At 71.9% G+C, this 25321-nt stretch carries 21 protein-coding genes; 9 read left to right on the top strand and 12 right to left on the bottom strand.

What is annotated here, in order from left to right; genetic code table 11:
* Positions 1–5 precede the first annotated feature (5 nt).
* Entirely contained in the window at positions 6–1100 is a 1095-nt protein-coding gene (locus AB0I66_RS05695) for a PLP-dependent cysteine synthase family protein (RefSeq protein WP_363206698.1), read from the top strand.
* 24 nt (positions 1101–1124) lie between these two features.
* On the opposite strand, the gene AB0I66_RS05690 is transcribed toward AB0I66_RS05695, so the two are convergent.
* Both AB0I66_RS05690 and AB0I66_RS05685 read right to left on the bottom strand, forming a co-directional pair.
* On the bottom strand, positions 1125–1613 hold the full coding sequence (locus tag AB0I66_RS05690) for an SRPBCC family protein (RefSeq protein ID WP_363206399.1): 489 nt from the start codon (positions 1611–1613) through the stop codon (positions 1125–1127).
* A 65-nt stretch (positions 1614–1678) separates the two neighbouring features.
* Positions 1679–2572 (bottom strand): DeoR/GlpR family DNA-binding transcription regulator, encoded by an 894-nt coding sequence (locus tag AB0I66_RS05685; protein WP_363206398.1) that lies wholly within the window; start codon positions 2570–2572, stop codon positions 1679–1681.
* 279 nt (positions 2573–2851) lie between these two features.
* On the opposite strand from AB0I66_RS05685, the gene AB0I66_RS05680 reads away from it, so the two are divergent.
* Positions 2852–5149, top strand: a complete 2298-nt coding sequence (locus AB0I66_RS05680; protein WP_363206697.1) for a hypothetical protein — start codon at positions 2852–2854, stop codon at positions 5147–5149.
* Here the strand turns inward: AB0I66_RS05680 and AB0I66_RS05675 are convergent.
* From AB0I66_RS05675 to AB0I66_RS05660, 4 genes are all read right to left on the bottom strand, one after another.
* A complete protein-coding gene (locus AB0I66_RS05675) occupies positions 5109–7532 on the bottom strand; it encodes a right-handed parallel beta-helix repeat-containing protein (RefSeq protein ID WP_363206397.1) in 2424 nt (807 codons plus the stop codon). The two genes, AB0I66_RS05680 and AB0I66_RS05675, sit on opposite strands and share 41 nt — an antisense overlap.
* A gap of 187 nt (positions 7533–7719) precedes the next feature.
* The gene (locus AB0I66_RS05670) at positions 7720–8325 is read right to left on the bottom strand and encodes a hypothetical protein (RefSeq protein WP_363206396.1); all 606 of its coding nucleotides are present in this window, start codon (positions 8323–8325) and stop codon (positions 7720–7722) included.
* 74 nt (positions 8326–8399) lie between these two features.
* Positions 8400–9224 carry an MOSC N-terminal beta barrel domain-containing protein gene (locus tag AB0I66_RS05665; RefSeq protein ID WP_363206395.1) on the bottom strand — a complete coding sequence of 275 codons (825 nt, stop codon included), beginning with the start codon at positions 9222–9224 and terminating at the stop codon, positions 8400–8402.
* 46 nt (positions 9225–9270) lie between these two features.
* Entirely contained in the window at positions 9271–9696 is a 426-nt protein-coding gene (locus AB0I66_RS05660) for a DUF6643 family protein (RefSeq protein WP_363206394.1), read from the bottom strand.
* A gap of 293 nt (positions 9697–9989) precedes the next feature.
* On the opposite strand from AB0I66_RS05660, the gene AB0I66_RS05655 reads away from it, so the two are divergent.
* Positions 9990–11300, top strand: a complete 1311-nt coding sequence (locus tag AB0I66_RS05655) for a TerD family protein (protein ID WP_363206393.1) — start codon at positions 9990–9992, stop codon at positions 11298–11300.
* 8 nt (positions 11301–11308) lie between these two features.
* Here AB0I66_RS05655 and AB0I66_RS05650 read toward each other — a convergent pair whose 3' ends face one another.
* A complete protein-coding gene (locus AB0I66_RS05650; protein ID WP_363206392.1) occupies positions 11309–12484 on the bottom strand; it encodes a glycosyltransferase in 1176 nt (391 codons plus the stop codon).
* Positions 12485–12542: 58 nt separating this feature from the next.
* On the opposite strand from AB0I66_RS05650, the gene AB0I66_RS05645 reads away from it, so the two are divergent.
* Both AB0I66_RS05645 and AB0I66_RS05640 read left to right on the top strand, forming a co-directional pair.
* Entirely contained in the window at positions 12543–13328 is a 786-nt protein-coding gene (locus AB0I66_RS05645; protein WP_363206391.1) for an aspartate/glutamate racemase family protein, read from the top strand.
* Positions 13329–13401: 73 nt separating this feature from the next.
* The gene (locus AB0I66_RS05640; protein ID WP_363206390.1) at positions 13402–13956 is read left to right on the top strand and encodes a hypothetical protein; all 555 of its coding nucleotides are present in this window, start codon (positions 13402–13404) and stop codon (positions 13954–13956) included.
* Here AB0I66_RS05640 and AB0I66_RS05635 read toward each other — a convergent pair.
* Positions 13913–14980 carry an O-antigen ligase family protein gene (locus AB0I66_RS05635; protein WP_363206389.1) on the bottom strand — a complete coding sequence of 356 codons (1068 nt, stop codon included), beginning with the start codon at positions 14978–14980 and terminating at the stop codon, positions 13913–13915. The two genes, AB0I66_RS05640 and AB0I66_RS05635, sit on opposite strands and share 44 nt — an antisense overlap.
* A 219-nt stretch (positions 14981–15199) precedes the next feature.
* Between AB0I66_RS05635 and lnt the strand changes: the two genes are divergently transcribed.
* Positions 15200–16816, top strand: a complete 1617-nt coding sequence (lnt, locus tag AB0I66_RS05630; protein ID WP_363206388.1) for an apolipoprotein N-acyltransferase — start codon at positions 15200–15202, stop codon at positions 16814–16816.
* Positions 16817–16826: 10 nt separating this feature from the next.
* Positions 16827–17300 (top strand): NUDIX domain-containing protein, encoded by a 474-nt coding sequence (locus AB0I66_RS05625; RefSeq protein WP_363206387.1) that lies wholly within the window; start codon positions 16827–16829, stop codon positions 17298–17300.
* 18 nt (positions 17301–17318) lie between these two features.
* On the opposite strand, the gene AB0I66_RS05620 is transcribed toward AB0I66_RS05625, so the two are convergent.
* The 3 genes from AB0I66_RS05620 to AB0I66_RS05610 are packed head-to-tail and all read right to left on the bottom strand — an operon-like array spanning position 17319 to position 21962.
* A complete protein-coding gene (locus AB0I66_RS05620) occupies positions 17319–18881 on the bottom strand; it encodes a GMC family oxidoreductase N-terminal domain-containing protein (RefSeq protein ID WP_363206386.1) in 1563 nt (520 codons plus the stop codon).
* A gap of 22 nt (positions 18882–18903) precedes the next feature.
* Positions 18904–20496: an APC family permease gene (locus AB0I66_RS05615; protein WP_363206385.1), complete on the bottom strand. Its 1593-nt coding sequence runs from the start codon at positions 20494–20496 to the stop codon at positions 18904–18906.
* Positions 20493–21962, bottom strand: a complete 1470-nt coding sequence (locus AB0I66_RS05610; RefSeq protein ID WP_363206384.1) for an aldehyde dehydrogenase family protein — start codon at positions 21960–21962, stop codon at positions 20493–20495. Before AB0I66_RS05610 ends, AB0I66_RS05615 begins: the two co-directional genes overlap by 4 nt.
* A 127-nt stretch (positions 21963–22089) precedes the next feature.
* Here AB0I66_RS05610 and AB0I66_RS05605 point away from each other — a divergent pair, with 127 nt between their 5' ends.
* Positions 22090–23292, top strand: a complete 1203-nt coding sequence (locus AB0I66_RS05605) for a methyltransferase (RefSeq protein WP_363206383.1) — start codon at positions 22090–22092, stop codon at positions 23290–23292.
* 32 nt (positions 23293–23324) lie between these two features.
* Here the strand turns inward: AB0I66_RS05605 and AB0I66_RS05600 are convergent, their stop codons facing one another.
* Positions 23325–24155 carry an oxidoreductase gene (locus AB0I66_RS05600; protein ID WP_363206382.1) on the bottom strand — a complete coding sequence of 277 codons (831 nt, stop codon included), beginning with the start codon at positions 24153–24155 and terminating at the stop codon, positions 23325–23327.
* A 108-nt stretch (positions 24156–24263) separates the two neighbouring features.
* Between AB0I66_RS05600 and AB0I66_RS05595 the strand changes: the two genes are divergently transcribed.
* The gene (locus AB0I66_RS05595) at positions 24264–25196 is read left to right on the top strand and encodes a LysR family transcriptional regulator (RefSeq protein WP_363206381.1); all 933 of its coding nucleotides are present in this window, start codon (positions 24264–24266) and stop codon (positions 25194–25196) included.
* Positions 25197–25321 lie beyond the last annotated feature (125 nt).

Here is a 25321-nt window from a genome sequence, read left to right as displayed (position 1 = left end):
AGCCGATGACCACGCTCGACGTGGACCGCAGCGACGCGGAGTACCGCGCCTGGCTCAAAGAAGCCGTGCGCAAAGTGCAGGCGGACGCCAATCGTTCCGCCGACACGCACCTGCTGCGCTTCCCGTTGCCGGAACAATGGGGCATCGACCTGTATCTCAAGGACGAATCGACCCACCCGACCGGCAGCCTCAAGCACCGTCTCGCCCGCTCGCTCTTCCTCTACGGCCTCTGCAACGGCTGGATCCGGCCGGGACGGCCGGTCATCGAGGCGTCCAGCGGCTCGACGGCCGTCTCCGAGGCGTACTTCGCAAAGCTGATCGGGGTGCCCTTCATCGCGGTGATGCCTCGCACGACCAGCGCCGAGAAGTGCCGCCTGATCGAATTCCACGGCGGTCGATGTCACTTCGTGGACGACCCACGCACGATGTACGCCGAGTCGGCCGCCCTCGCAGTCGAGACCGGCGGCCACTACATGGACCAGTTCACCTACGCGGAACGGGCCACGGACTGGCGGGGCAACAACAACATCGCCGAGTCGATCTACCAGCAGATGAGGCTGGAGCGCTATCCGGAGCCCGCGTGGATCGTCGCCACGGCGGGCACGGGCGGTACGTCGGCGACCATCGCCCGCTACGTCCACTACATGCAGCACGACACCCGGCTCTGCGTCGCCGACCCCGAGAACTCCTGCTTCTTCGACGGCTGGACCCACCACGACCCGGACGCCACCAGCGACTGCGGGTCCCGCATCGAGGGCATCGGCAGGCCGCGGATGGAGCCGAGCTTCGTGCCCGGCGCGATCGACCGCATGATGAAGGTGCCGGACGCGGCGAGCGTCGCCGCCGTGCGCGCCCTGGAGCAGGCGATCGGCCGCAAGGCGGGCGGCTCGACCGGCACCGGCCTGTGGAGCTCCTTGAAGATCGTCGCCGAGATGGTGGCCGAGGGCCGCACCGGAAGCGTCGTCACGCTCATCTGCGACCCGGGCGACCGCTACCTGGACAAGTACTACTCGGACGCGTGGCTGGCCGAACAGGGGATGGACATCACGCCCTACTCCGCCGCGATCAAGTCGCTCCTGGCGAACGGGACCTGGACCTAGAAGGCCGCAACTCCTGTGTGCGGCTCAGGCGTTGGCCGCGGACAGGCGCCGGTCCAGGGCGGTGGCGGCGTCGCGGAAGGCGCGGCCCATGCCCGGCCTGCCGAGCTTCAGGGCGAGGCGGAACGGCGCGACGCCGTCCGCGGCGAACGTCCACTGCACACGGGTGCCGGTCCCGGCCGGGGTGAGCCGCCACTCCTCAAGGAGGGCACGCACGCCCGGGGCGTTCGTCTCGTCGACACGGTAGGCGTACCGCTGGGAGGGTTCGGCCGCGACGATCGTCTCCCAGAAGCGGGTGCCGCCCTTGAGTCGGACCTCGCGGCCCTTGCCGCCGTCCGCGCAGTCGATGGGTTGGCACAGCGTGACAGCCGTGAACCACTCGGGCCAGGCGGTCATGTCGTCGGCGAGCGCGCCGTACACCGCCTCCGGGGGCGCGCTCACCTCACGCGCGAAGACCAGACGCAGCGGAGCGGACTCGACGAACCGCAGTCCCACGGGCTTCAGTCGGCGTGCCATCGAACTCAAGCCCCCAAGCGGAATCGGGTCGTTGACCGAGCACCGACACCATAGCTGGCGGGCTGTCAGATGTCTGCGGTGCTCCCGGCGTTCTCGGCTCGCCCCGCGTCCACGCCGTCTCCGACCCGCTCGTCGGCCCCCGGCTCCTCGGGCTCGCCCGTGATCACCAGACGCCGCAGCCGCTCGGAGATCTCCGTCCGCGCCTCCGCGGGCAGCCCCGCGTCCGTCACCAGCGTGTCGACCTGGTCCAGGCCGGCGAACGAACTGAGGCCCACCGTCCCCCACTTGGTGTGGTCGGCGACCACGATGACGCGGCGCGCCGACTGCACCAGACGCCGGTTGGTCTCCGCCTCCGCGAGATTGGGCGTGGACAGACCGGCCTCCGCCGATATGCCGTGCACCCCCAGGAAGAGCACGTCGAAGTGCAGCGCGCCGATCGCCTGGTCGGCGACCGGGCCGACCAGCGAGTCCGACGGCGTGCGCACACCGCCCGTGAGGACGACGGTCGCCGCTCCCTGGCGCTGGCCCGAGGTGCGCTGCGCGGAGTGGAAGACATCCGCGACCCGCACCGAGTTCGTCACCACCGTCAGGTCCGGCACGTCGAGCAGATGATGGGCCAGCGCGTACGTCGTCGTGCCGCCGGAGAGCGCGATCGCCGTGCCCGGCGCCACCAGGGAGGCCGCGGTGCGCGCGATGTCCTCCTTGGCGTTCAGCTCAAGACCTGACTTGGCCTCGAACCCCGGCTCGTGCGTGCTCGCCTCCACCACCGGGACGGCGCCGCCGTGCACCTTCTCCAGGACACCCTGGCGGGCGAGGGCGTCGAGATCGCGGCGGACCGTCATGTCCGACACACCCAGCTTGCGGGTCAGTTCATTGACACGGACCCCGCCCCTGCGGCGTACCTCGTCGAGGATCAGGGCGCGGCGCTGCTCCGCGAGGAGGTTCTGATTCTCACTCACGTCCGACCCGGCCCTTCTGCCTCGTCACACCCGTCGCGCCCGTCCATCACGCTTCCTCATCCTCGCATGTGCCGCCGACAGGCGGTCCACCGCCCGATTCCGCGCGGTCACCCGGAACGGGGAGATTACGTGATGGCTGGTGTGGACGGGGTCAGGAATGGAGATCCTTCTCTCTGACCACGCGCACATCGGGGGAAGCGAACAGTGGCGGCTGACCACAGAGAAGAGACGGCTCTCGAACTCCTCGTCCACGGGGTGGGGGGCACGACACCCGAAGAGATGCTGGGCGATCCGCGGACCGTGCGGATCTCCGGCGACGAGACGGCGGCCGTGTTCCGCCGCGCCGAGGACGCCGACGCCGAGAAACGCCCGGACGACTACCGGGGCAAGCCGGTCCCGGAGGCGTACGTCTGGTGCAATCTGACCTCCGGCAACGGCTCGCGGGCCCTGTGGCTCCTGCTGCTCCCGTTCATGGTGGTCAACCTCGCGCACTGGATGCGCCCCACCTCACGGCGCATGCGCAAGACCGTCCGGACGTACGGCCTCCTGGTGCGCCTGACCGGGCTCACCCTCACCGTCCTGCTGGTCGCCGCCGCCTGTGAGGTCGCCATCGACCTGATCGCCTGGCAGTGCGCGGGCACTCCCGAGTGCGCCGCCGAACGCTCCTGGCTCGGCTTCCTCGCGACCGACGCCTCCGGACACGGCGGCTGGTGGAGCCAGCCGGGACGCCGGCTCGCCTTCGCCGCCCTGCTGCCGGCCGCGCTCACCGGCCTGCTCTGGTATCTGTCCCAGCGCACCTGGAGCGCGTACGAGTCGCAGACGCCGCTGCCCCACCAGGACGACCCGGAGGAGGAGGCCGGCCGCACCGCGCTCGGCAAGCCCGGCTTCTGGTACGGCCGCCGCCTCGTGGCCCGCCTGCGCGCCGCGCACACGGCCGCCGGGTTTCTCACGGTCGCCGCCGCGGTCGGCGCCGCGGCCGCACGCCACGACCGGCGGCCCGGCGGCTCCGCGCTGCTCGACGCCCTCGGCTGGATCCTCGTCGTGACACTGGTCCTGGGCGGCGGCCTGGTCGCCCTGGTGGTCTGGCGCAGGGGCCGCAGCGAGAACAGGCTCGACCGGCACCTCGACGAGAAACTGATCCGCAGGCTGCCCCTCGGCGCGCTCACCCTGCTCGTCCTGACGCTTCTGTACGCGGGATGGTCACGCCCCGACTGGACCTCCGAGGGCAGGCTCCCGGGCAACGCGACCTTCGGCGGCATCGCCCTGGTCCAAGGGCTCCTGGTCATCGCGCTCGCGGTGGTCGCCCGCGCGCTCTACCGCACGGCCCCCGACCCGCGCACCGCCCTGCGTGGCTTCGCGGGTCCCTCCGTCGCCATGCTCGCCTGCGCGCTCGGCGGTGTGATGTCCGGGGGCGGCGCCCAGCGGGTCGCCGACTGGCTCGACGGCGCGGGGGAGCCGGGCTCCGGCGGCACCATCGACGGCCCGCCCGTGCTCCTGACCTGGCAGGCATCCGTCATCCCGCCCCTCCTCGTGGTCGTCGCCGCACTGTGCGGCTGGCTCGGCGTCCGCACCTGGCGGCGGGCACGCCGCGACCGGGAGGACATCCCCCTCGAATACCCCGGTGAGCCGAAGGACGCGGCCCGCAGCCGCCGCATCGCGGGCACACGCGCACGTGCCGCCCTCACCGACCGCGCGCCCCTCCTGGTGGGCATCACCTCGGCGGTGACGCTGCTGCTCGGCGCGGGCGCCCTGGTCGGCGCGTGGGTGAGCGAGGAAGTCCCGAGCAAGGCCGCACAAGGCCTGCCGCTCTTCTTCGAGGGCGCGGCCGAGACCTCGCAGGCGCTCGGCTCCTGGCTGATCGGCTTCGGCTTCATACTGTTCGTGACGTGGGGCCGCCGCGCCTACCGCGATCCCTCCGCACGGCGCACCATCGGCATCCTGTGGGACGTCGGCACCTTCTGGCCGCGCGCCGCCCACCCCTTCGCCCCGCCCTGCTACGCCGAGCGTGCGGTGCCCGATCTCACCTGGCGCATGCACACCTGGACCCGCGCGACGCGCGCCACCGGGGGCAGGCTCGTCATCTCCGGCCACTCGCAGGGCAGCGTCCTCGCCGCCGCTGCCGCCTGGCAGTTGTGGCCGTCCGTCCGCAAGAGGGTCGCCCTCCTCACCTACGGCTCACCCCTGGAGCGCCTCTACGGCCGCTGGTTCCCCGCCCACTTCGGCCCGGCCGCCCTCGGCTCCCTGCATCGCGAGGTCGACTGCTGGCGCAACCTGTACCGCAGCACCGACCCGATCGGCGGTCCCGTCCGGGTGCAGGCCGACGACGGCGGGCCGAAGGTCGACCACGACGCGCTCAAGGACCCCCTGGTCTACGGACGCACGGAGGAACACCCGCTCCCCGCACCGATCCTGGGCCACTCCGACTACCGGGCCGACCCCGCCTTCGCCGAGGAACGGGCAAAACTGCTCGCCCGGCTCAAGCCCGCCGTGCCGGCGCCGCGCGCCCTCGAACCCGCTGCCGAGCCCGTGGCGGCGGTCACGGCAGCTCCGGCAGATCCTCCGGATACAGCAGGGTGAGGTCGTCCTTGCTCGGTTCCTCGAACTGGGCGACCCGGCCCGCGTGCCGCTCCACCATCGCCTCGAACGTCTGGCGCGCGGTGCGGCCGTTGCCGAAAGCAGGACCCTTCGGAAGCGCCGTGAAGTACTTCAGGAGGGCCTCGCCCGTCCCCGTGTCGAGGTGGTACTCGTGCTCCTCGGCCTGCTGCTCGACGATCCGCAGCAGCTCCTCGGGGGCGTAGTCGCCGAAGGTGATGGTCCGTGAGAAGCGGGAAGCCACACCGGGATTGACCGAAAGGAAGCGCTTCATCTCGGCCGTGTAGCCCGCGACGATCACCACCACGGCCTCGCGGTGGTCCTCCATCAGCTTCACCAGGGTGTCGATGGCCTCCCGGCCGAAGTCACGCCCGGAGTCCTCGGGCGACAGGGCGTACGCCTCGTCGATGAACAGCACACCGCCGCGCGCCCGGTCGAACGCCTCCTGCGTGCGGATCGCCGTCGACCCGATGTGCTCGCCCACCAGGTCGACCCGCGACACCTCGACGAGATGCCCGCTCTCCAGGACGCCGAGCGAGGCGAGGATCTCGCCGTAGAGCCGTGCCACGGTCGTCTTGCCGGTGCCGGGGGAGCCGGTGAACACCAGATGGCGGCGCACGGAGGCGGCCTTGAGGCCGGCGAGCTGCCTGCGGCGCCCCACCTCGATCATGTCCGTGAGGGCGCGCACCTCGCGCTTGACGCTCTCCAGGCCGACCAGGGTGTCGAGTTCACCGAGCACGTCCTTGGAGGAGCGGGACGGCGGCTCGGGGGGTGTGGCCGTCGCGGGCGCCAGATCCGTGCGCTGACCGGGGATCGCGCCGAGCAGCCCCACGGACTGCTTGGCCGTCCGCGGAGCCGCCTCCGGCGCCGCGGAAGCCGAGGCCGCCGCGGTCCGGACCCCGCCGCTCTCGTCGCTCGTGCAGTCCTCGACGAGCGGCCCGTCCTCGGCGAACTCGAAGCCGCCGCGCGCGCACCGCTCCGTGCGGCACTTCTTCAGCGTCGTACGACAACCGTCGATGACGTGGAAGCCGTACCCCCCGCTGTCGGTCACCCGGCAGCCGTGCAGGCTGCCGCGGCCGCCCGCCGAGACGTAGAAACCCGCCTCCGCGGGTGAAGTGACCGTGCAGCGCTCCAGGGTGGGGTCGGCGCCCTTGGTGACGATGACGCCCGTCTGGACGCCGTCGACCGTGCAGTTGGCCAGGGTGCCGCCGCTGCCGTGGTCGCGGAACCACGCGCCGGTGGCGGCGTCGCGGATGCGGCAGTCGTCCAGCTGCGCCGTCGCGCCGTCGCTCACGGACACCGCCGTGTTGCGCACCTGGGAGAGATCGCTGTCGACTACGTCGGCGCGCGAGCCGCGGTCGAGAACGAACAAGGCGTCCGGCACGTCGTGCACCCGGCAGGACTCCAGGACGGCCGTCGCGCCGTCGCTGACCCACACCGCGGGGTAGTCGCCCGTGCTGTCGTGGATCTCGCACTGGTTGGCGTCCACGCGCGTGCCCGGGTCCCACACCGAGAGGCCGTTGCGCCCGAACTGGCGCACGGTGGAACGCGTGAGGGTCAGGACCGAGCGGGAACGCAGGTCGATCGCGTTCTCCGGGATGTCGTGGATGCGGCAGTCGGCCAGCGTGAGGACCGCGTCCGTGTCGAGCGTGACGCCGTCCGACGTCGTGCGGTGCACGTCGCAGTCCGTCAGATGCGCCGCGGCCCGCCCGGTGATCTGCACGCCCGAACCCTTGACCTCGTACACCTCGCAGCCGATGGCCTCCAGGCCCGAGTGCTCACCGGTCACCGAGAGCCCCGCGCCGGATGCGTGATGCACCCGGCAGCGCTCGAGGCGGGGGTGCGCGCCGCCGCGCACCGCTATGCCCGACTGTCCGGCCGAGACGACCTCGCACTCCTCGAAGACCCCGCCCCCGCCGTCGAGCACGGCGATGCCGATGCCGCCCGGGTTGTCGACCGTGCAGCGCCGCACGGTGGGGCGCGCACCGCCGCGCACCTCGATGCCGCTGGCGGAGCGAGTCACCACGCGTACGTCGATGAGTTCGGGCGCACCGTCCTCGACGAGCAGCGCGGGCGCGGCCGAGTCCTGGCCCTCGACATGCAGGTCCTGCACCACGGCGGAGGACCGGACGGTGAGCGGCACCCCGTCGGAGGGCGCGATGCGGACGGAGCCGGGGGAGCCCTCGGGGCCGCGCAGCGTCACCGCCCGCTGGACGACGAGGTTCTCGCGGTACGTGCCGGGGGCGATGGTGAGGACGTCCCCGTCGCTCGCGGCCTCCAAGGCGGCAGCGAGCGATGCGTACTCACCCGTGCGGCGCCGCCACCGCGAGGTTCCGGTGTGCGTCACCTGGACCGTGCCCTGTGCCATGGAGTTGCTCTGCCCCCACCTTGTCGTACGCGGGTCCTCACGACCTCGCGCAAGGCGCCGAAGAGTTCGGCCGGTCCACCGTAGCGCGCGCGGCGAGGGCGAGTTGACCCGATCGCCAGGCTCTCACCTGGTCATCGCCGCTCTCTCACCGGACCGGGAGGTCTCCACCGGTGCTGCGAGCAGGGCTTCATGAGCCGGTGCCGGTCCGTCCCCAGTCCGGGCCCGCCTTCTCCCAGGCCTGGTCCCAGCGGTCGTGACGCCGCACCACGATGCGCCAGACGACGATCCGGCGGGCTCCTTCGACGAGTCCGGCGACCGCCACGGCGGCGCCGATCCCGGCCAGTGCCGCGTGCGTGCTCGCGGTCGCGTCGTCCAGCGGGCGGCCGACCACCTGGCCGTGCTCGTCCGTCCAGAGCCGGAAGCGGTCGCCCGGGTCGGGGGACTCGAGGGCGGCCACCACCGTGCCGGTGTGCGCCGTGCCGTCCGGGGCGGTCCACTCGGCGAGCACACGGCTGTGCCTGTCGCGCGCGGAAGACGTCTCGGGATCGGGGTCGACCGGAGGTCTCGAAACCTTCTTGATCACCGTGCCCGCGACCTCGTGCCGCACCTCGCGCTGTTCCCGCACCGACTGGAGCAGGGCGTCCCGCGAGGCGTTGCCGACCGCGAAGCCGGCCAGCGGCACGGACACGGCGATGAGCAGCACGGCCACGAGGGCCACCCAGGCTTCGACGAGGTCGGTCCTGCGACGCAGCGGATTGCGCCGCCAGCGCCAGAGCCCGACGAGTGCTCGCACAGTCCTGCACCCCCTTCCGCGTCCGTCATGACCAACGACCGTGCCGGGCCTTCGAGTTCCCGAGCGGGCGACTCTCAATCGAGGACGGTGAACGCGTCGCCGACCCGGATCGATCCGGTCGTCTCCGGCACCAGATTCTGGCCGAACACCAGCTGGTCGCCGAAGCGGCGGTGCTTGGCGAGCGTGCGCAGCGGCTCCTTGCCGCGCTCCGCGCTGCGCTGGTCGGTGGTGGTCACGACACAGCGGCCGCACGTCTTGGCCACCCGGAAGGTGACCTCGCCGATGGCGACGCGGGACCAGTCGTCCTCGGCCCAGGGCGCCGTCCCGTCCACGACCACATTCGGCCGGAAACGGTTCATGGGAAGCGGCCCCTCGTCGGAGTGGTCGCCCTGCGCGATGAGCGAGTTCAGGGCGTCGAGGGAGGAGAGCGTGGTCAGGAGCAGCGGATACCCGTCGGCGAAGGAGACGGTCTCGCCGTCCTTGGCGTACGCCGGGTCGATGGGGCGCTTGGTCGCGGGATCGTCGAGGTGGACGAGCCGGGCGTCCGTGTCCAGGTAGGCGCTGAACCAGGCGTGCGCCGCCGGGTCCGCGGGCACCGCCTCGACCATGTCCTTCCAGATGTCCACCGTGACGGTCTCGCCGGGCGGTGGTACGGCGACCGTCAGCGGCTCCCGGCCGGGCGCGGACATGCGTATGCCGCCGCCGGGCAGGAGCTCGGCGGCGGCCAACGCCAGCCGCGGATGCGGCCGTTGCGTGACGATTCGTCCGTCGCTGTCCACCAGGACCCACCGCCGGTCACCCGCGAGCCCCCAGGGCTCGACGACGGCCTCACGCGGAGCGTGTCCCCCGACCGCCTTGAGCGGGTAGAAGTGGATCGAGTGCAGCGCTGGATTCGGCATGCGGCCATCCTGCCAGCAGCCACTGACAGGGGCGCATGCGGCCGAATCAGTAGCCGCGGTAGGGGCGGTTGTACGGGTCCTCGTACGTCGCCGGGGCGGGGCGGGGTGCCGCGGGGCGCATGGCCTCGTAGCCCGTTCCGGCCGGGGGACGCTGTTGTTGTTGCTGGGGACCCGGGTAGCCGCGCGGCGCCGACGGCTGCTGCGGGATGTACGGCGCGGGCGCCTGCTGCAGCGGTGCGGGCTGCTGCGCGTAGCCGTACGAGGGGTTGTGGTGGGACGGGGCTGCGGGCAGCGCGGGCAAGGCCGACTGCAGCGCGGGCAGGTGACTGCCCGTGTCGTACGCGGAGGGGACCCGGATCGGGGCGATCTGAGGAGTACCCCGCTCGGCGACAAGGGAGTCGTAGATCGGAGTGTCCGGGAAGGACGGCGCGGAGTAGTAACCGCCGCCATAGGTGGAGCGGGGGGAGGTCATGACACATAAGTTAAGCCCTTGATGTGCTGGTTGGGGAGACCGATAAGAGGGTTGTTTTACGTGTCGGTAGTGACCGGACGTCCCCAATGTGAGCGAACTTAGGAAAAATCGGTCGCGCAGCGACGTAGGGATCCTGTAAAAGCCAAGCTCCGTACGGGTTACCGGCGGTTGACGCACGGTTGACGTGATGGCCGTGCGGCAGGGTGTCGAGGGTGGACATGGGCCTCTCGGGGGTCCGGGTAATAGGTTGGTCATGAACGGGACGGCGGCCTGGCCGGACGTGGCGACTTGCGATGGGGGCGGACATGACAATGCCTAAAGGATCGAATGTTCCCGTGCCGGCACCTGCCGTGCGCGTCGAACTGGGGTGGGCCTCGGGAGCCGGGGTGCCGGACGCCGACGCGTCGGCCCTGCTGCTCGCCGCTTCCGGAAAGGTCCGCTCGGACGACGACTTCGTCTTCTACAACCAGGCGGTCCACACCTCCGGTGCGGTGCGCCACGAGGGCAAAAAGACCGACGGCGGCCGGGTGACCGACGCGCTCGTGGTGGACCTCGCGCGCGTGGAGCCCGCCGTGGAGACCGTGGTGCTAGCCGCCTCGACGGACGGCGGCACGTTCGGGCAGGTCCCCGGCCTCTTCATCCGGGTCGTCGACGCGGCGAACGGCGCCGAGATCGCGCGGTACGACAGCGAGGACGCGACCGTGGAGACGGCGTTCGTCCTCGGCGAGCTCTACCGCCGCCAGGGCGCGTGGAAGTTCCGCGCCGTCGGGCAGGGTTACGGCAGCGGACTCCAGGGCCTGGCCACCGACTACGGGATCTCGGTGGACGAACCGCAGCAGGCGCCCGCGCCCGCCCCGGCCGCGGTGCAGCCTCCGCCCGCTCCGGCCCCGGCCCCGGTGGCTCCCGCGGCCCCCGTCCAGGCCCCGCCGCCGCCCGCCGCGTCCCCCGCACCCGCGGGCCCGCCCGTGCGCCTGACCAAGGTCACGCTCACCAAGGACGCCCCGTCGGTCTCCCTCACCAAGCAGGGCGGCACCTCCGGCGCGATGCGCGTGAACCTCAACTGGGAGGTGCGCAAGCAGTTCAAGGGCTGGGCCAGCAAGCTCGGCCGGGCCGTGGCCATGCATGCGGACCTCGACCTCGACCTGTGCGCCCTGTACGAGTTGAGCGACGGCCGCAAGGGCGTCGTCCAGGCGCTCGGCAACGCCTTCGGATCCCTCGACCGGCCCCCGTATCTGCTGCTCGACGGCGACGACCGCACCGGAGCGGTGGCCAGCGGCGAGAACCTCACGGTCAACCTCGACCACATCAAGGACTTCAAGCGCATCGTCATCTTCGTGACGATCTACGAAGGCGCGCGCAGCTTCGCCGACCTGAACGCCACGGTGACCCTGCAACCGCAGCACGGCGCCTCCATCGACTTCTCGCTGGACGAGTGCACGGTGCCCTCCACGGTGTGCGCGCTCGCCCTGCTCACGAACAACAACGGCGACCTCTTCGTCCAGCGCGAAGCCCGCTACCTGGTCCCGGAGCGTGGCGTCAGCCCGCAGCGCACCATCGACTACGCGTACGGCTGGGGCATGAACTGGACGCCCGGCCGGAAGTAGCGGGGGTCTCAGTTCCGCTCGGGAGCGGGGTCGGGGCGGGTGTAGGTCCGCCCCTTCCACGCCGCTCCGCGCCCCCTGTAGTGCTGCACCGCCGAATCCACCGTCATGAGGAGGTAGAGGAAAGCGGTGAACGGCAGCAGGGGAGCGAGCCAGAGAGTCTGCCGGTAGTAGCGCAGCATCGGGACGTACGTCGCCGTCATCACCAGCCACGCGATGCCGCCGAGCACGGCCGGTGCCGCGCTGCCGGTGGCCAGGCCGCCGAGCAGCGCGACCGGGGGCAGCAGATAGATCAGGGCGAGCCCCAGGACCGTGCCGAGCAGGATCAGCGGATTGTGGCGGAGTTGGGCGTAGGCGCTGCGCGAGACCATCCGCCAGAGGTCGCCGAGCCCGGGGTAGGGGCGCACGCTGTCGACGCGCTCCGCGAGCCCCAGCCAGATGCGGCCGCCCGAACGCTTCACTGCCCGCGCCAGCGTCACGTCGTCGATCACCGCGTGCCGGATCGAGTCGGGGATCGCCGCGCGCTCGGCGGCGGCCGTGCTCAGCAGGACGCATCCGCCGGCGGCCGCGGCCGTGCGCGAGCCCTTCTTCGCGATCCAGCGGAACGGATACAGCTGCGCGAAGAAGTAGACGAACGCCGGGACGACGAGCCGCTCCCACATGCTCGCGACGCGCAGCCGCGCCATCTGCGAGACAAGGTCGAATCCGGCCGTTTCCGCCGCCGCGACCAACTCCCGCAGGCTGTCCGGCTCATGAGCGATGTCCGCGTCGGTGAGCAGCAGATAGCGGGGCGCACGCGCGCGTGCCAGGCCGATGCCGTGCCGTACGGCCCACAGCTTGCCGGTCCAGCCCGGCGGTGGCTCTCCCGGTGAACCGACGGTCAGCGGCAGGCCGCCGTGCCGGTCGGCGAGGGAGCGGGCCAGCGTCCCGGTGCCGTCCGAACTCCCGTCGTCGACAAGGAAGATCTCCGCCCGGCCCGGGTAGTCCTGGGCCAGCAGCGAGGGCAGGCTCTCGGGCAGCACGGAGGCCTCGTCGCGGGCGGGCACGACGACGCAGACCGAGGGCCAGAGGTCCGGTTCGCGGCGCGGCGGCAGACGCAGGTCGGTGCGCCAGAAGAAGCCCTGTCCCCACAGCAGCCACAGCCAGGCGGCAAGCGATGCGGCGGCGGTCCACACAACGGCGCTCATCCGCCGCAGTCTGCCCCACGCCACCGGGCCCAGGAGGCCGATCGACTATGGTGACCGGGTGAAGATCGCGCTCATGGACTCCGGTATCGGCCTGCTCCCCGCCGCGGCGGCGGTACGTCGTCTGCGGCCGGACGCCGATCTCGTCCTTTCCTCGGACCCCGACGGACTGCCCTGGGGACCGCGTACCGCGCAGGACATCACGGAGCGCTCGCTCGCCATCGCGGAGGCGGCCGCCGCGCACCACCCCCAGGCGCTGATCGTGGCCTGCAACACCTCGTCCGTGCACGCCCTGCCCGCCCTGCGCGCCCGCTTCGAACCCGACCTGCCCGTCATCGGGACCGTGCCGGCGATCAAGCCAGCCGTGGCCGGTGGTGGCCCCATCGCCATCTGGGCCACCCCCGCCACCACGGGGAGCCCCTACCAGCGCGGCCTCATCGAGGAGTTCGGCGGCGGCGTCGCCGTCACGGAGGTGCCCTGCCCCGGCCTCGCGGACGCCGTGCAGTCCGCCGACGAGGCGGCCATCGACAGGGCGGTCGCCGCGGCGGCGGCACTCACCCCGCGTGACGTAAGTGCCGTCGTCCTGGGCTGCACCCATTACGAGCTGGTCGGCGAGCGCATCCGCGCGGCCCTCCAGCAACCCGAGCTGCCGCCCCTTGTCCTGCACGGCTCCGCCGGAGCCGTCGCCGCCCAGGCGCTGCGCAGGGCCGGAGAGCTTCCCGGCCCCGGCAGCGGCACGGAAGGCGGCCTCACGGTCATCCTCAGCGGCCGTGCCGCCGAGCTGCCCCTCGCCGCGCACACGTACGCCGAAGGCAGGCTCCTGGCGGCGGCCACCCCCGCACGCTGAGTCTCGGACAAGTGGAGTGGTGACGCTCCGCGATGCCGTGCCTTCCCACCGGAACGTCGGTACTCTCGGTCGCATGAGGGACCACACCCACGGCGAGCGGGGCAGCACAGCCGACGCCCCGCCGGAAGTCTGGACCGGAAGCGCGACCAACCGCGTGCAGTGGCTGCTGGCCCTGGCCGGCGCTCTCTGCCTCGCGCTGGGGATCGAGCTGGCCGTCGACAACATGTGGACGTCCGGGATCGCCGCCCTCGCCATGTCCGTCGTGGGATGCATCGCCGCCGGGCTGCTGATCCTGTTCGGGACCCTCGCCTTCGTCCATGTGGCCGTGACGGTCGACAAGGACTGCCTGGAAGTGCGCTGCGGGCACATGGGCCTGCCGCGCCGCCGCATCCTCCTCTCCCACGTGGTGGGGGCCGAGTTCGCGCAGGTCGTCTGCCCCCGGCAGTGGGGCGGCTGGGGCTACCGCTCGCGGCCCGAGCTAGGCACCGCCGTCGTCGTCAGGCGCGGTGAGGGCCTGGTCCTCAGCCTGGGTGACGGCCGGAAGTTCACGGTCACCGTCGACGACGCCGAAGCCGCCGTACGGATCATTCGCCACCGGTTGTCCCTGGCGGGGCGCCAGGCGGCCTGACCTGCGCCGGTTCATCGGCCAGCGGTCGCGCCGTGGCGATGCCCGCGAGATAGCCCGCGCCCGTCGTCACCGCCGTGAGGCTCAGCGCGTTGCCGACCGACGCCACCGCGGCCAGCGCCGTCAGGGCCGCGCCCGCCGACAGGACGACCTGGGTGGAGCGCGGCGAGCGGTACAGGGCGTACAGAAGCCAGCAGAAGACCGCCGCGAGAAGGACCACGCCCACCAGGCCCTGCTCGGCCACCTGCTGCAACGGCGCCGAGTGGGGCTTGCCGTCGGTCAGGAGATGTTCGGCCACCGTCGGGCTGGCGTCGGCGAACCGGCCGGGGCCCACGCCCACCGCGGGTTCCTGGCCCGCGAGCGTCAGCGCGTCCTGCCACAGCTCGACCCGGTAGCCGTCGAGCTGACCCTCCAGGGACGCGCTCAGCCCCTCCGGCAGTACGTCGTCGGCGATCGCCCAGGTCAGACCGGTCACCACCGCCGTCGCGAGGGCGAGACCGGCCAGGCCGAGCACCCTGCGCCGCATCAGCGCGGTCGCCAGCGAGCACAGCAGGATCCCGGTGCAGGCGACGACTCCGGCCACCGAACCGAGCGCCGCCGCGGCCACCGATATGCCCACGGCGAGCAGCCGCATCGCCAGCCGCGCCGAGGCACTGCGGGCCGCCCATGCCGCGGCGCAGGCCGCCCCCGAGGCCAGGATCAGGAGCGCCGCCGTGGCGCCGGTGTGGCCGAGCGGCGCCGCGCTGACCGGGCCCGGCGAGAGCTGCGGGGCAGCGGCGGCGAGGCCCACCCCGGCCAGCGCACCGGCGCAGGGCGCGGCGACCGGCAGCAGCGCGCCGCAGATGCGGCCGCCCGCGTAGCCCGCGGCCACGGCGAGCACCGCGAGCAGCACCCCCTCGGGCCGGCCCCCGTGCACCCCCGCTGTGATCAAGGTCCAGGCGGCGCACACGCCGAGCAGCGCGCAGCCCGTCGCGTCGGACGCGCTGCGTCTTTCGTATGCCCCTGGCGGCCCGGCCGTAGCGGCCATCCCCGTTGTCCCCACCCCGTCGCCCCCCGCCGTATGACGGGCCCCGAACGCTGTGGCTCGATCCGGCCGCAGGTCAGGGACTCGGGCACACCGTAGTCGCTGGAACCGTGAGATGTGGACATCTTGCGCAGGAACGATCCGGCACGCGCGTGGACAGGACCCCCGCGGGGGGCACGACCGTCCTGTCTTTGTCCAAGTGACGCGCCGTACACTCCCCGAGTGACCGCCACCACCACCCCCGTAGACGAGTCGGAGCAGCTCGGGCCGCGGCCCGCGCCCGTTTCGCGCAAGGCCCGCTTCCTGCGAGCGCTCGTCCCGGCCGCCGCGGCGGCACTCTCCGGAGTGCTGCTCTACGTCAGCTTTCCGCCACGCACCCTGTGGTGGCTGGCCCTCCCCGCCTTCGCGGTGTTCGCGTGGTGCCTGCACGGCCGCGGCTGGAAGGCGGGCCTCGGGCTCGGCTATCTCTTCGGCCTCGGCTTCCTGCTGCCGCTCCTGGTGTGGACCGGGGTCGAGGTCGGGCCCGGCCCCTGGCTGGCGCTCGCCGCCATCGAGGCGATGTTCGTCGCCCTCGTCGGAGCGGGCATCGCCGCCGTCTCCCGGCTGCCGGGACATCCGCTCTGGGCCGCCGCCCTGTGGATCGCCGGTGAGGCGGCACGCGCGCGCGTGCCGTTCAGCGGATTCCCCTGGGGGAAGATCGCCTTCGGACAGGCGGACGGCGTCTTCCTGCCGCTTGCCGCGCTCGGCGGCACCCCGGTGCTCGGGTTCGCGGTGGTCCTGTGCGGCTTCGGCCTGTACGAGATCGTGCGCCAGGCCCTCGACTCGCGCTCCGGCGGCGTCCTGCGCCGCGGCGCCGCGGCAGCCGCCTTGCTCGCCGTTCTCGTCCCGGTCGCCGGCGCCTTCGCCGCACGCCCGCTCGTCAGCGACGACGCCGAGGACGGCACCGCGACCGTCGCGGCCATCCAGGGGAACGTCCCGCAGGCGGGCCTGGAGTTCAACGCCCAGCGCCGCGCCGTGCTCGACCACCACGTGCGGGAGACCGAGCGGCTCGCGGACCGGGTGAAGGCGGGCAAGGCGAAGCAGCCCGACTTCGTCCTGTGGCCGGAGAACTCCTCCGACATCGACCCGTTCACCAACCCGGACGCCCACGCGGCGATCGAGCGCGCGGTGAAGGCGATCGGCGCCCCCATCTCGGTGGGCGGGGTCGTCGAGTCCAAGGACGGCAAGCTCTTCAACGAGCAGATCCTGTGGGACCCGGAGAAGGGCCCCACGGACACCTACGACAAGCGGCAGATCCAGCCCTTCGGCGAGTACATCCCGCTGCGGGACGTCGTCGGCTTCTTCAGCAGCGACGTCGGCATGGTGCGCCAGGACTTCAGCCGCGGCACCGAGCCCGGCGTCTTCACCATGGCGGGCACCAAGGTGGGCCTCGCCACCTGCTACGAGGCCGCCTTCGACTGGGCCGTGCGCGACACCGTCACCCACGGCGCGCAGCTCATCTCGGTGCCCAGCAACAACGCGACGTTCGACCGCAGCGAGATGACGTACCAGCAGCTGGCCATGTCGCGCATCCGCGCCGTCGAGCACAGCCGCACCGTCACCGTCCCGGTGACCAGTGGCGTCAGCGCGATCATCATGCCGGACGGTCATGTCTCGCAGAAGACGAAGTGGTTCACCGCCGACTCACTCGTCGAGGAGGTGCCGCTGCGTTCCTCGCAGACCCCGGCCACCCGCTTCGGCACCCTGCCCGAGGGCATCCTCGTGCTGATCGCCGCGGGCGGTCTCGGCTGGGCGGTGACGGTCGGCGCGCGGGCCAGGCGCGCCCGCCAGGCCCGTTAGGGTCGACTGCATGGCAACTCCTGACTTCATCCGCACGATCCGGGCCGACGCCGGCCACCAGCTGTTGTGGCTTCCCGGAGTCACCGCCATCGTCTTCGACGACGAGGGCAGAGTGCTCCTCGGGCGGCGCTCCGACAACGGCAAGTGGTCGGTCATCGGCGGCATCCCGGACCCGGGGGAGCAGCCCGCCGCATGCGCGGTGCGCGAGGTCTTCGAGGAGACCGCGGTGCACTGCGTCGCCGAGCGCGTCGTGCTCATCGAGGCCCTGGAGCCGGTGACGTACCCCAACGGGGACACCTGCCAGTTCATGGACATCACCGTGCGCTGCCGTGCCGTCGGCGGTGAGGCCCGCGTCAACGACGACGAGTCGCTCGAAGTGGGCTGGTTCGCGCTCGACCGGCTGCCCGACCTGCACGAGGCCGGGGTCTTCCGCATCAAGCAGGCCATGGCGGAGGACCAGCCGACGTGGTTCGACCGGGGCTGATCCTTGTACCGCGGGGCCTCAGGTCGCCTTGATCATGTCGGCGCACTTCTCGCCGATCATCATGGTGGTGATGCACGGGTTGACCGCGGGCAGGAACGGCATGACCGAGGCGTCGGCGACCCGGAGCCCGGTGACGCCCTTGACGCGCAGCTGCGGGTCGAGCGGCGAGTCCGCGTCGTCCGTCGCGCCCATCCGCACGGTGCCCGCCGGGTGGTAGACGGTGTTGTGGGTCTGGCGGATGTACGCGAACAGCTCGTCGTCGGTCGTGGCGTCCGGGCCCGGGGCGAGTTCGGCGCCCGCCCAGTCCGCCATCGGGGCCTGCGCCGCGATCTCCCGGGCGAGCCGGAGCCCGTACGTCATGACGCGGATGTCGTGCTCGTGCGTGAAGTAGCGCGGGTCGACCTTCGGCTTGTCCCGGAAGTCGCGGGTGCGCAGCCGGACCGTGCCCATCGAGCGGGCCCGGGTGACGTTCGGGGTGAGGCAGAAGGCGTTGTCGGTGGTCGGGTAGCCGCGCCGGTAGGTGTTCATGTCGAAGGGCACCGAGCCGTAGTGGAACATCAGGTCCGGGCGGTCGAGGCCCGGTTCGGTGTCCGCGAAGATGCCGATCTCCCACCACTGGGTGGAGGAGGTGACCATCGGCTGCTTCGCCTCCCACATGATCACGCCCTCGGGGTGGTCCTGGAGGTGCGAGCCGACACCGGGGGAGTCCACGCGCACGTCCACCCCGCACTCCCGCAGATGCCCGGCGGGGCCGATGCCCGACAGCATCAGGAGCTTCGGTGAGTCGATGGCCCCGCAGGCCACGATCACCTCGCGGCGCGCGGTGACGCTGCCGCTGTGGATGGTGTCGGGCTCCAGATACTCGACGCCCGTGCAGCGCCGGTTCTCGTCGAACAGCAGCTGCCTGGCCTGCAGGCCGGTGCGCACCTCGAGATTGGGCCGCTTGCCGAGGATCGGGTGCAGATACGACACCGAGGCGGACGAACGGGTGCCGTCCGGACGGGAGTTGATCTGGAACCAGTGCGCGCCGCGCTTCACCGTCGTGCCGGTGTTGAACGGGGTGGTGGGGATGCCCGCCGCCGCGCACGCCTCCAACAGGGCTGATCCGCACGGATCGTTCGGCGGGACGCTCATGATGTTCACCGGGCCCGAGCGGCCGTGGTGGTCACCGGGCGCGTCGTTGGTCTCCAGGCGCTGGTAGAGGGGGAAGCAGTCCGCCGCGCTCCAGCCCGTACAGCCCAGCGAGCCCCACTCGTCGAGATCCTCGGCGGGAGCCCAGAACGCGATGCAGGAGTTGTGCGAGGAGCAGCCGCCGAGCACCTTGGCGCGGGCGTGCCGCATGAAACTGTTGCCGTTCTCCTGCGGCTCCACCGGATAGTCCCAGTCGTAACCGGACTCCAGGAGGGCCATCCAGCCCTCGAGGCGCAGGATGTTGTCGTCGCCGACGTCCGAAGGCCCGGCCTCCAGGACGCAGACGCTGACGTCCGGGTCCTCGGTCAGCCGCGCGGCGACGACCGCGCCTGCCGTACCGCCGCCGACCACCACGTAGTCGTACTCGGACCGAGAGCTCTCTGCGGGCATGGTGACTCCAGATCAGCGGGGTTCAGGGGGCGGCCGGGGGCGACGGGGGAGTGGTGGGGTCGACGGCCTCTTCTTCGAAGCGGTGCTCGGCGAGTACGCCCGCCTTGTGCCGCTGCACGAACCAGTAGTAGGCGAAGCCGCCGCAGGCCACGATGCCGATGAAGAGGAACGCGCCCCAGCGCAGGTACCAGTGCTGCGGTCCCGTCGCGTTGTAGACCTCCGCGCGGGGCCAGGCCAGGTTGAGGGACATGGCGGCGCCCCAGAGCACGGCCAGGATGTTGACGGGCAGGCCGAACCTGCCGAGCGAGAACTTGCCCTCGACGGGCTGCCACTGGCCGCGCAGCCGCCTGATCAGCATCGGCAGGGTGACAAGGAGGTAGGCCAGGTAGATCATGATGATCGCGATGCTCGTGATCACCGAGAAGATCTGCGGCTGGTTGATGTTGATGACCAGGATGGCGACGCCGACGACGCCGATGACGATCGCGGGCAGTACGGGGGTCTTGAACCGCGGGCTGACCTTGGCGAGCAGCGAGGACGCGGGCAGCGTGCCGTCGCGGGCCATGGCGAACGCGAGCCTGATGCCCGCCGCCTGCACGGCGAGTTCGCAGACCGTGATGGCGACGACCACGCACCACAGCACGATCTCGCCGATCGTGGAACCGAGCGTGCTCAGGACCACGTACTGCAGGCCGTCCACGGACAGTTCCTTCGCGTGCAGATCCGGCACGGCCAGGAGCGCGAACAGCAGGATGAGCCCGCCGATCAGGAACGAGAAGATGAGCGCCCGCAGGATCGCCCGCGGGGCGTTGCGGCTCGGGTCGAGCGACTCCTCGCCGAGCGAGGACGCGGTGTCGAAGCCGTACATCACGTACGCCGAGGCGAGCGACGCCGTCAGGAACGCACCGAAGTAGCCGAGGTTCTGCCCCTGGCCCAGGCCGCCGGTCTCCGTGATGGCGCTGGGGCCACGCGTGATGTGGGCGGCGAGCAGCACGATCAGGACGACGGCCGCGATCAGCTCGATGAGGACGCCCGCGGAGTTGATCCGGGCCATCAATTTGACGCCGAACGCGTTGACCAGGGTGGTGAACAGAATCAGCACGGAGCCGAGCAGCACCGCGTTCTTCGCCGCGTCGGTCGTCCCGCTGCCGTCCCCGATGAACTGGAACGTGTCGGAGATCTGCGGCAGCGTGATCTGGTACGCGAGGGCGACCGCCGCGAGGGACACCATGGTGGCCGTCAGCATCATCCAGCCGCCGAGCCAGCCGATGTGCTTGCCGCCGAGCTGCTTGGCCCAGTTGTAGACGGACCCCGCGACAGGGAAGCGGGCGGCCAGCTCGCAGAAGCAGAGCGCCACCATCAGCTGGCCGAGGAAGACCATCGGCCAGGACCACCAGTAGGCGGGACCGCCGAAGCTCACACCGAAGTAGAAGAGCTGGAAGGTGCCGGTCAGGATCGAGATGTAGCTGATCCCGGCGGCGAAGGTGTGGAAGTTGCCCAGGGTGCGCTTGAGTTCGGGCCGGTAGCCGAGCTTGCCGAGCGCGTCGTCGTCGTCCTGGTGCTGTTGCCGGGCGGCGTCGGCGGCCTCGGCGCCCTTGCCGGGATCCGTGCTCATTCGAACCACCTCTGTGGTGTCGGGGCGAGGTTGCGCCAGATGTGCTTGGCCTCCTGGTACTCGGCGAGACCGGCAGGACCCAGCTCGCGCCCGAAGCCGGACTGCTTCATGCCGCCCCACTCCGCCTGCGGCACGTAGGGATGGAAGTCGTTGATCCACACCGTGCCCGCGCGCATCCGGGACGCCACCCGGTGCGCCTTGCCGCCGTCCTGCGTCCAGACGGCGCCCGCGAGCCCGTACACGGTGTCGTTGGCGAGCGCGACCGCCTCGTCCTCGTCCCGGAACCGCTCGACGGTGAGCACCGGGCCGAACGACTCGTCGGTGATCACGGACATGCCGGGTGTGCACTCGTCGAGCACGGTCGGCGGGTAGTAGTAACCCTCCGAGAGGGCGGGGTCGTCGGGGCGCGCGCCGCCGCACCGCAACACGGCGCCCTCGGCGATGCCCGCCGCCACGTAAGCCTCGACCTTGTCGCGGTGCGCCGCGGAGATCAGCGGGCCGGTGCGGGCGTCGTCGTCGAAGGGGCCGCCGAGCCGGATGCGCTGGGCGCGTGCGACCACTTCGTCGACGAACCGGTCGTGCAGTTCGTCCTCGACGAGGAGCCGTGCCCCGGCCGAACAGACCTGGCCCGAGTGCAGGAAGATCGCCATCAGGGCGTAGTCGACGGCCGCCTCGAAGTCGGCGTCGGCGAAGACGATGTTCGGGTTCTTGCCGCCCAGCTCCAGGGCGACCTTCTTCACCGTGGGGGCCGCGGCGGCCATGATGCGGCGGCCCGTGACGAGCCCGCCGGTGAACGACACCATGTCGACCCGCGGGTCCTCGCTGAGCGGCGCGCCCGCGGTGGGGCCCGCGCCCAGGATCAGGTTGGCGGCACCGCCGGGCAGCCCGGCCTCGGTGAGCAGGCGCATCAGGATGATGGAGGTGTGCGGGGTCAGCTCGCTCGGCTTGAGGACGAAGGTGTTGCCGGCGCCGAGCGCGGGGGCGACCTTCCAGGCCGTCTGGAGGAGCGGATAGTTCCACGGCGTGATCAGCGCGCATACCCCGACCGGCTCGTGCACCACCCGGCTGTCCACCTCCGGGCTGCCGGCGTCGACGACGCGGTCGGTGCCGCCCGCCGCCGTCAGGTTGCCGAAGTAGCGGAAGCAGTTCGCGATGTCGTCCATGTCGTACTCGCTCTCCACGAGCCGCTTCCCGGTGTCCAGGGATTCGGCGCGGGCGAGCGCGTCCTTGTCGCGTTCGAGGAGGTCGGCCACGCGCAGCAGCAGACGGCCGCGTTCGGCCGCCGGGGTGCCGGGCCACGGCCCGGTGTCGAAGGCCTCGCGCGCGGCGGCGATCGCCGCCGCGGCGTCCTTCGGCCCTGCTTCGTCGACGGTGGCGACCAGGGTGTTGTCCGCCGGGCAGCGGATCTCCCGTGTCTGACCGTCCACGGCAGTGGTCCATGTTCCGCCGATGAACAGCTCCGGCATGACGGCTCCTCGGGGGGATGGGATGCGCGGGTGCTCCACCAATGGACGCTATGGAGAACGGCCCGCACGCGCACCACAGGAGCCGCTGATCGGGGCAGCCGCCCCACTCCGTTAGCCTGAAGGCACGATGAACCGGCTGAGCACGTCATGGGGCGCGTACGACCTCACACGATTTCCCGAGGACCCGCGCGACCCGCTGCGCGCCTGGTCCGCCGCCGACGCCTACCTGCTGCGGTATCTCGCGGGCGAGGACGGCGGGCCCGTCGGGGCCGAGGAGACGGCGAAGCCCGTCGACCTCTCCGGCACCGTGGCCGTCGTCGGCGACCGCTGGGGCGCGCTGACCACCGCGCTCGCCGATCACGGGCCGACGCTGATCACCGACTCGTTCCTCGCGCACGAGGCGACGCGGGCCAACGTGGCGCGCGCCGGGCTCGCGCCGGACGCGGTGCGCCTGACGACGACGGGTGACGCCCCGCCGAGCCGGATCGACGTGCTCCTGGTCCGCGTGCCGAAGAGCCTCGCGCTCCTGGAGGACCAGCTGCACCGGCTCGCGCCCGCCCTGCACGCGGGCACGGTCGTCGTCGGCACCGGAATGGTCACCGAGATCCACACCTCGACGCTCGACCTCTTCGAGCGGATCATCGGGCCCACGCGCACCTCGCTGGCCCGGCAGAAGGCGCGGCTGATCTTCAGCACGCCGGACCCGGAGCGCGACCCCGGCCCCAGCCCCTGGCCGCGCAGCTATGTCCTCGACGACGACTCCGGGGCGGGAAGGGGACTGACGGCCGTCAACCACGCCGGGGTGTTCTGCGCCGAGCGGCTCGACATCGGCACCCGCTTCCTTCTGCAGCACCTGCCGGCCGGCAGGGGAGCCGCGGATGGCGCCGCGTCGCACGTCGTGGACCTCGGCTGCGGCAACGGCGTGCTCGGGACGGCCGCCGCCGTCGCCGACCCCGAGGCCACGGTCACCTTCATCGACGAGTCGTACCCGGCCGTCGCCTCGGCACAGGCCACCTTCCGCGCCAACGTCGCCGAGACGACGCGGGCGCAGTTCATCGCGGGCGACGCGCTGGCGGCCGTACCCGCGGGGACGGTGGACCTCGTCCTGAACAACCCGCCCTTCCACACCCACCAGGCGACGTCCGCCGCGACCGCCTGGCGGATGTTCAGCGGAGCGCGCGCCGCGCTGCGCCCCGGAGGCGAGCTCTGGGTCGTCGGCAACCGCCACCTCGACTACCACGTGAAGCTGCGAAAGCTCTTCGGCAACGCTCAAGTCGCCGCGTCCAACCCCAAGTTCGTGGTCCTGCGGGCGGTCAAGCGCGACCGCTGACACCGGCCGCCCGCCGCACGCCCTCGACCGTCTCAGGCGTCGAAGGCGGTCGCCCGGGTCACCTTCTCCCAGGTCGCGATCTCCGCGCGGACCGAGTCGAGGTGGCCGACGACCGCGTCCACGGCGTCCTCGCCCAGCGGGAGGCGCAGCGGAGTCTCGTCGGCGTCGAGCGCGGTGATGATCGCCGCGGCGGCCTTCGCCGGGTCGCCGGGCTGCGTGCCGTCGCCGCCCGCGACCATGGTGCGGGTGGCGCCCGCCGTCGGCGCGTAGTCCGGGATCTCCACGGGGCTCGCACTGGTGTTGCCGAACAGGCTCGTCCGGAACGCGCCGGGCTCCACGACCAGGACCTTGATGCCGAGCGGCCCCACCTCGGCGGCCAGCGCCTCCGACATCCCCTCAAGGGCGAACTTCGTGCCGCTGTACGCCGAGAAGCCCGCGAAGGACATCTGCCCGCCCATGCTGCTCATCTGCACGATCGCCCCCGAGTGCCGGGCCCGCATGTGCGGAAGGACGGCGCGGGTCAGCGCGGCGGGACCGAAGACGTGCACCTCGAACAGGGCACGCAGCTCGGCGTCCGAGTCCTCCTCCAGGGCGCCGACGTGACTGCGGCCCGCGTTGTTCACCAGGACGTCGATGCGGCCGTGCCGATCGGTGACGTCACGTACGGCGGCCTCGATGCCGGCCGTGTCCGTCACGTCCAGAGTGAGGGCCTCGACCTGGTCGGGGTGGGCCGCGACCAGGTCGTCCAGGGAGGAGGCGTTACGTGCGGTGGCCACGACCACGCCGCCCGCGGCGACGGCCGCCTCGGTGATCGCCCGGCCGAAGCCGCTGTTCGCGCCTGTCACGAGCCATACCTTCGTCATCCTGAACTCCCGTTGTATGCAGGCCGGTTCACTCGTCCCCGGCTCCGTGGATCATCCTGCGGCAGAATCGGGTGGCCCGTCCAAGATCTGACGTGATAGCTGATGGTTATGGACTCTCATGGCGCAGAGCTGCACGGCAGGGACGTACACAGCAGGGACCTCCGCTACTTCGTCGCGGTGGCGCAGGAGCTGCACTTCACGCGGGCCGCCGAGCGGCTCTTCGTCTCGCAGCCCGCGCTGAGCAAGCAGATACGGTCCCTGGAACGGCAGCTGGGTGCCGACCTGTTCGTGCGCGAGAGCCGAGGCGTGCGCCTCACTCGCGTGGGCGCGACACTTCTGCCGTACGCCCAACAGGTGCTCGAACACTGGCGTTCGGCGGTCGGCGCGGTGGAGCACGCCAAGACCGAGGAGCGGGCGACGCTCTGCGTGGGCATGAGCACGCGACCGGCCCGCGGAGGCCTCCTGCCGGCGGTACGGTCCCGCTTCGGCGACGCCCGCCCGCAGGCCACGGTCCGCCTGCGGCAGGTGAGTTGGGAGGACGCCAGCGCGGGCCTGGCGGACGGCACGGCGGACGTCGCCTTCGTCTGGCTGCCGCTTCCGGACCTGGAGCGCTACGGCTGGGTGGTGGTCGCCGAGGAGCCGCGCCATGTCGCCCTTCCCGCGACGCACCGCCTCGCGGACCGGGACGAGATCGACTTCGCCGAGCTTCTCGACGAACCCTTCCTCGCGCTGCCCCGGAGTGCGGGCGCGCTACGGGACTACTGGCTCGCCCTGGATGCCCGCGCGGGTCACCCGCCGCGCGTCGGCGCGGAGATCGCCAGTACCGACGAGACGTACGAGGCGCTGGTGGACGGCCGCGGGGTCTGCCTGGTCGCCGCGGGCAACGCACCCCTGATCACGCTGGGCGGCGTCGTCACGCGTCCGGTCCGCGGCATCACACCCAGCCGGTTCGCCCTGGCCTGGCGTGTGGGTGACGACCGGCGCCCGCTGGTGGCCGCGTACATCAAGGCGTGCGGGGAGGCGCTGGGGCGGGCGGAGTAGGGACACGCGGACACCCGCCCAGACGCCCGCGGGCCCATCTCGTTGCATCTCGCCGCAACCGTTGACCTTGCCCCAACACCCCTTTACCGTTTCGGCGTTCGGAGTATCAGATGGCGTTCGAAATG

This window comes from Streptomyces sp. NPDC050439, from assembly GCF_040655335.1.
In the GTDB taxonomy this organism is placed as follows: Bacteria; Actinomycetota; Actinomycetes; order Streptomycetales; family Streptomycetaceae; genus Streptomyces.
This window is presented reverse-complemented; position numbering and strand designations above follow the sequence as displayed.

Coding starts and splice junctions, on each gene's coding strand:
- AB0I66_RS05695 (WP_363206698.1), top strand. CDS start 6: ATGACCACGCTCGACGTGGACCGCAGCGACGCGGAGTACCGCGCCTGG.
- AB0I66_RS05690 (WP_363206399.1), bottom strand. CDS start 1,613: ATGGCACGCCGACTGAAGCCCGTGGGACTGCGGTTCGTCGAGTCCGCT.
- AB0I66_RS05680 (WP_363206697.1), top strand. CDS start 2,852: ATGCTGGGCGATCCGCGGACCGTGCGGATCTCCGGCGACGAGACGGCG.
- AB0I66_RS05675 (WP_363206397.1), bottom strand. CDS start 7,532: ATGGCACAGGGCACGGTCCAGGTGACGCACACCGGAACCTCGCGGTGG.
- AB0I66_RS05665 (WP_363206395.1), bottom strand. CDS start 9,224: ATGCCGAATCCAGCGCTGCACTCGATCCACTTCTACCCGCTCAAGGCG.
- AB0I66_RS05660 (WP_363206394.1), bottom strand. CDS start 9,696: ATGACCTCCCCCCGCTCCACCTATGGCGGCGGTTACTACTCCGCGCCG.
- AB0I66_RS05655 (WP_363206393.1), top strand. CDS start 9,990: ATGGGGGCGGACATGACAATGCCTAAAGGATCGAATGTTCCCGTGCCG.
- AB0I66_RS05650 (WP_363206392.1), bottom strand. CDS start 12,484: ATGAGCGCCGTTGTGTGGACCGCCGCCGCATCGCTTGCCGCCTGGCTG.
- AB0I66_RS05640 (WP_363206390.1), top strand. CDS start 13,402: ATGAGGGACCACACCCACGGCGAGCGGGGCAGCACAGCCGACGCCCCG.
- AB0I66_RS05635 (WP_363206389.1), bottom strand. CDS start 14,980: ATGGCCGCTACGGCCGGGCCGCCAGGGGCATACGAAAGACGCAGCGCG.
- AB0I66_RS05625 (WP_363206387.1), top strand. CDS start 16,827: ATGGCAACTCCTGACTTCATCCGCACGATCCGGGCCGACGCCGGCCAC.
- AB0I66_RS05620 (WP_363206386.1), bottom strand. CDS start 18,881: ATGCCCGCAGAGAGCTCTCGGTCCGAGTACGACTACGTGGTGGTCGGC.
- AB0I66_RS05615 (WP_363206385.1), bottom strand. CDS start 20,496: ATGAGCACGGATCCCGGCAAGGGCGCCGAGGCCGCCGACGCCGCCCGG.
- AB0I66_RS05610 (WP_363206384.1), bottom strand. CDS start 21,962: ATGCCGGAGCTGTTCATCGGCGGAACATGGACCACTGCCGTGGACGGT.
- AB0I66_RS05605 (WP_363206383.1), top strand. CDS start 22,090: ATGAACCGGCTGAGCACGTCATGGGGCGCGTACGACCTCACACGATTT.
- AB0I66_RS05600 (WP_363206382.1), bottom strand. CDS start 24,155: ATGACGAAGGTATGGCTCGTGACAGGCGCGAACAGCGGCTTCGGCCGG.
- AB0I66_RS05595 (WP_363206381.1), top strand. CDS start 24,264: ATGGACTCTCATGGCGCAGAGCTGCACGGCAGGGACGTACACAGCAGG.